The sequence below is a fragment of the Micromonospora sp. M51 genome (assembly GCF_018070305.1).
In the GTDB taxonomy this organism is placed as follows: domain Bacteria; phylum Actinomycetota; class Actinomycetes; order Mycobacteriales; family Micromonosporaceae; genus Micromonospora; species Micromonospora parva.
Genome location: NZ_JAGPXZ010000416.1, coordinates 1 through 5,395 on the forward strand (window position 1 = coordinate 1; position 5,395 = coordinate 5,395).

At 73.3% G+C, this 5,395-nt stretch carries 4 protein-coding genes; all 4 read right to left on the minus strand.

All coding sequences use genetic code 11. From position 1 onward, the window contains the following. A partial coding sequence (locus KBX53_RS20925; RefSeq protein ID WP_309140820.1) for an ABC transporter transmembrane domain-containing protein occupies window positions 1-1,280 on the minus strand: 1,280 nt, incomplete at its 3' end. Next, window positions 1,277-3,127: an ABC transporter ATP-binding protein gene (locus tag KBX53_RS20930; RefSeq protein ID WP_210861160.1), complete on the minus strand. Its 1,851-nt coding sequence runs from the start codon at window positions 3,125-3,127 to the stop codon at window positions 1,277-1,279. The genes KBX53_RS20925 and KBX53_RS20930, both read right to left, overlap by 4 nt. A 44-nt stretch (window positions 3,128-3,171) precedes the next feature. Then, window positions 3,172-3,681, minus strand: coding sequence for a methylated-DNA--[protein]-cysteine S-methyltransferase (locus KBX53_RS20935; protein WP_210861158.1), 510 nt, complete (start codon window positions 3,679-3,681; stop codon window positions 3,172-3,174). Beyond that, entirely contained in the window at window positions 3,678-5,156 is a 1,479-nt protein-coding gene (locus KBX53_RS20940) for a DNA-3-methyladenine glycosylase 2 family protein (RefSeq protein WP_210861159.1), read from the minus strand. Before KBX53_RS20940 ends, KBX53_RS20935 begins: the two co-directional genes overlap by 4 nt. Between the last annotated feature and the right edge of the window lie 239 nt (window positions 5,157-5,395).

Genomic DNA, 5,395 nt, shown 5'->3' on the forward strand with positions numbered 1-5,395 from the left:
GTCGACTTGCCCGCCCCGGTGGGCCCGATCAGCGCGACGGTCTGCCCGGCCGGCACCGTCAACTCCAGCCGGCGGAGGATCGGGGTGTCGGTCCGGTAGCCGAAGCTGACCGCCCGGAAGGTCAGCTCGCCACGGCCGGGCCCGGTCGGCAGTGGTGTGGGCCGGGCCGGTTCGGCGACGGCCGGTCGTTCGTCGAGCACCCCGGCCAGCTTCTCCAGGGCGGCGGTGGCCGACTGCAACGAGTTGTAGAACTGGCTCAGCTCCTGCATCGGCTCGAAGAAGCGGCGCAGGTAGAGCAGGAACGCGGCGAGTACACCGATCTCGGTCTGCCCGCCGAGCACCCGCCACCCGCCGTAGCAGAGCACCACGGCCACCGTGACGTTGCCGATCAGCTTGATCGCCGGCGAGTACGTGGCGATCAGCCGGAACGCGTGCAGGCTGGTCCGTCGGTAGTCGTCGCCGAGCGCCACGAAGATCCGTTGGTTGCGGGGTTCCCGGCGGAACGCCTGCACCGCCCGGATGCCCCGCATCGACTCGACGAAGTGCACGATGACCAGCGCGACAGCGTCCCGGGTCCGTCGGTACGCGCTGGCCGACGACCGGGCGAACCAGCGGGAGAGCGAGAACAGGAACGGAAACGCGAACAGCGTCACGCCCGCCAGCGGCGGGTCCAGCCAGAGCAGGATGGCGGCCACCGACAGGATCGAGAGCCCGGCCAGCACCAGGCTGTCGATCCCACCGTCGACCAGCTCGGCGATCGAGTCCAGGTCGCTGGTGAGCCGGGACACCATCCGGCCGGACGTGTACCGCTCGTGGAAGTCCACCGACAGCCGCAGGAAGTGCCCGAACACCTGTTTGCGCAGGTCGAGCAGGACGGCCTGGCCGATCCGGGCGGACAGGGCGAGGAAGCCGCGGCGGGCCGCGTACTCGGTCACCGAGGCCACCGCGAATGCCCCGGCGACGGCGATCAGCAGCCCGGGGTCGCCGGCGCGCAACGGTGGGATGGCCCGGTCGATGCCGATCATGACCAGGTACGGGCCGGCCATCGCGGCGGCGTTCTGGACCAGCAGCAGGGCGACCGCCGCGGCGAGCCGCTTCCGGTGCCCGCGCAGCAGGTCGCCCAGCAGGCTGCGGCTGAGCCGGCGCAGCCGGGCCACCGCCTCGGGGCTGGTGTCCTCCGCTCGACTGCGGTCGGCCTCCGGGTCGGTGGCGGTTCCGCGCCAGCGGGTGAGCTCGGGCTCCTCCTCCGGAGGTGGGTCGGCCTGCCTGGGCACGCTCACGAACGCACCAGTCCCCACCCGTCCGAAGGGGACGGGCTGGGCCCGCCGGCCCCGGCCGGTGGGGGATGCCCGGCGGGCGGCTCGGCGGCGAGCAGCGCCCGGTACGCCGGGACGGTGGCCAGCAGGTCGGAGTGTGTGCCGGTCGCGGTGATCCGCCCGTCCTCCAACAGGGCGACCCGGTCGGCCAGCGCGATCGTCGACGGCCGGTGCACCACCAGCAGCGCGGTGCTGTCGCGCAGGACCCGGCGAAGCGCCGCCTCGACCAGGGCTTCCGTGTGCACGTCGAGGGCGGAGAGCGGGTCGTCCAGCACCAGCACCGCCGGTCGGCCGAGCACGGCCCGCGCCAACGCGAGCCGTTGCCGTTGCCCGCCGGAGAGGGACAACCCCTGCTCGCCCACCCGGGTGGCCAACCCCCAGGGCAGGTCGTACGCGAAGTCGGCCTGGGCCAGCGCGAGGGCCGCGCGGACCTCGTCGTCGCCGGCGTCCGGGCGACCCAGGGTGAGGTTCTCGCGCACCGACATGGAGAAGAGCGTGGGTTCCTCGAACGCCACCCCGACCAGCCGGCGCAGCGAGGCCAGCCGCAGGTCGCGCAGGTCGTGGCCGTCCACTGTGATCCGCCCGGCGGTCACCTCGTGCAGCCGGGGCACCAGGGAGAGCAGTGTGCTCTTGCCGCTGCCGGTGGCGCCGACCAGGGCCAGTGTCTCGCCCGGCTCGATGCTCAGATCGATCTCACGCAGCACCGGCGTGCTGGCACCCGGATAGCTGAACGCGACGCGCTCGAAGCGCAGCCGGCCGCGCACCGCGTCGCGGGGCAGAGCGACAGCGCCGGGAGAATCCACGATCTCCGGTGGGGTGTCCAGCACCTCCTGGATCCGGTCGGCGGCGGTGGCCGCCTCCTGACCGTTGGCGATGATCCAACCCAGTGACTGCACCGGCCAGATGAGCATCAGTTGCAGGCTGACGAACGCGACCAGCTCGCCGATGGTGAGCGCCCCGTGCGCGGCGGCGGCCGCCCCCGCCGCCAGCACCACGCCCAGTGTCACGTTGGGCACCAGGTCGAGCAGCGCCGAGGTGTTGGCCAGCAGCCGCCCCTTGCCGACCCCGGTGTCGTGCAGCCGCCGGGCCGCGCCGGCGAAGCGGCCGGCCAGTTCGGGCCCCCGCCCGTACGCCTTCATGGTGCGCAGACCCTGTGCGGTCTCCTCGACCAGGGTCGCCACGTCGCCCTGCAGGTCCTGCATCCGGCGGGACGCGGCGTGGTAGTGCCGCCCGAACCGGCGACTGATCAGCAGCAGCGGCACCGCGCTGGCCGCTACCAGCACCCCGAGCACCGGATGCAGGTTGATCAGCAGCAGCACCACGACCACGTACGTGGTCAGGTTGAGCACCAGGAAGAACACGCCGAAGGAGAGGAACCGGCGGATCACCGACAGGTCGCTGGTGATCCGGGAGAGCAGCTGGCCGGACTGCCAGCGGTCGTGGAAGCTCGTCGGCAGCCGTTGCAGGTGGGCGTAGACGTCGGCGCGCAGCGCCGCCTCCATGCCCACCGCCGAGGATGACTGCACCCACCGGCGGATGAAGATGAGCACCGCCTCGACGACACCCAGCAGCAGCGCCAGGCCGCCGAGCTGGAGCAGCCCGGCGGGTTCGTGTCGGGCCACCGGCCCGTCCACGACCCGCTGCACGACCAGCGGTACGGCGATCCCGGCGGCGGTGCCGGCGAGTCCCGCGACGAGCAGCCAGGCGAACTCGGCGGCGTACGGGCGCAGGTAGCGGCGTAGCCGCCAGAGGTTGTGCGCGGGGCGGGTTCCCGCGGCGGCCCGGGTGGCCGGGTCGCCGTCGCTCTCCACAGGCACTACCAGACGGTAGCGTCTAACAGGTGTCGATGCTTCTGTCAGCTTGCCGTCAAGCGGCGCTCATGACCGAGAAGCCACTTCTTCACCTCCAGCCCCCAGCGGTAACCGCCGAGCGTGCCGTCGGTGCGAAGAACCCGGTGGCACGGCACGAAGAGGGCTGCCGCGTTCCGGGCGCAGGCCGCCGCGGCGGCCCGCACCGCCGGTGGCCGACCGGCCAGCGCGGCGTACCCGGTGTAGGTGACCGGGGTGCCGGGCGGCACCTCGCGCAGCACCTGCCAGGCGTGCGCCATGAACTCGCCGCCGGTGCGTTGCTGGACCGGCACCGCGTCGATGGCGGCGAGGTCACCGTCCAGGTAGGAGGTGACCGCCGCGCTGACCGGCCCGAGGTCGGTGCGCTCCCGCAGCGGTGCCCGCAGGGTCGGGTGGACCAGGGGCAGCAGTGCCGCCGGGTCCGGGGTGAAGCCGGCCGCCCGAACGGCACCGTCGGGGCCGGCGAGGATGCTCAGTGGACCGGCCGGTGTGCGCAGTACGGTGCTGTCGATGGTCATGCCGTTCTCCAGAGTCTGATCGTGGCGTAGGACCGCCAGGGACGCCATCGCTGGGCGTGCCGGTCGAGGGGTGTCGGGGTGTCGGGCAGGCCGAGCGCGGCGGCACCGCGCCGGACCGCGAGGTCGGAGCTGAGCAGGATGTCCGGGTCGCCGAAGGCGCGCATGGCCAGGTAGTTGGCGGTCCACGGGCCGATGCCCGGGAGCGCGAGCAGCCCTCGGACGGCCTCCCCCCGATCCACCCCGGGGGCGAGGTCGACAGACCCGTCCACCACGGCCCGGGCCAACCCCCGCAAGGACTCCCGCCGCCCCACCGGCATTCCGAACGCCGAATCCGGCAGCGACAAGAGCTCCTCCGCCCCCAAGAACCCCCGCAGCCCACCCCGCTGATCATGAGGTTGACCTGGAATTTGATCTTCATCGACCTCGTCAACCTCATGATCAACGCGGTGGGAGAGGAGGCGGGTGAGGGTGGTTCTTGCCGAGGTGATCGAGACCTGCTGGTTGATGATGGCGCGGACGGCCACCTCGAAGCCGTCGACCGACCGGGGAACGCGGATGCCGGGTTCAGCGGCGACCGCCGGGGCCAGCGCCGGGTCGGCGGCCAGCGTGGCGTCGATGGCCACCGGGTCCGCGTCCAGGTCGAGCAGCCGGCGGCAGCGGGCCACAGCGGGCGCCAGGTCGCGCAGGTCGGTCAGCCGCAACGTCGCCGCCACGTGCCCGTCCGCCGGGGTCAGGGCCACCTGGCCGGTGCCGTGTGGCAACCGCAGACCCCGGTGGTACGTCCCGTCGCGGACCTCCTCCACACCGGGCAACGCCCGCACCGCGAGGAAGTCCAGCAGCGCCCGGGCGTGCAGCGGCGGGCGGTACGCCAGCCGGAGCGTGATCGTCCCAGCCCCGACCGCCGTCCGCTGGCGACCACGGGCCGTGCGCAGGTCGGACGGGGCGCTCGCGTACACCTCGCGGAGCGTGTCGTTGAACTGCCGCACGCTGCCGAAGCCCGCGGCGAACGCGATCTCGGCCATCCCGAGGTCGGTCGTCTCGATGAGGATCCGGGCGGTCTGGGCCCGCTGCGCCCGGGCCAGCGCGAGCGGCCCGGCGCCCATCTCGGCGCTGAGCATCCGGTGCAGGTGCCGCTCGGTGTACCCCAGCCGGGAGGCCAGCCCCGGCACGCCGTCCCGGTCGATCACCCCGTCCGCGATCAACCGCATCGCCCGGCCGACCACGTCGGCGCGGACGTCCCACTGCGGTGAGCCGGGCGCGGCGTCCGGCCGGCAGCGGCGGCAGGCGCGCAGCCCGGCGCCCTGCGCCGCCGCGGCGGACGGGAAGAACCGGACGTTCTTCCGCTTGGGCGTGATCGCCGGGCAGGACGGCCGGCAGTAGATGCCGGTGGACGTCACACCGGTGTAGAACCAGCCGTCGAACCGCTGGTCACGGCTGTCCACGGCCCGGTAACACCGCTCGAAGTCCAGCTCCATGTCACCGATGATGCCCCGCTCGACTGGTCATCGGCTGGCGGGAATCGGACCTGGGCGTGCCGGTGCGAAGCGACCCGGTCAACGGGGGCGTCGACGACGCCGGTGTGGTTGACCAGACCCGCTGGGCTGGGCGGCGCGGTTGGGCTGGGCGGTGCGGTTGGGCTGGCCGGTCAGCAGGGCCGGTCGGAACACGCCGTCCGTGTCGTACCGCTTCCACAGCCGCCGGACCCGGGCCCCGG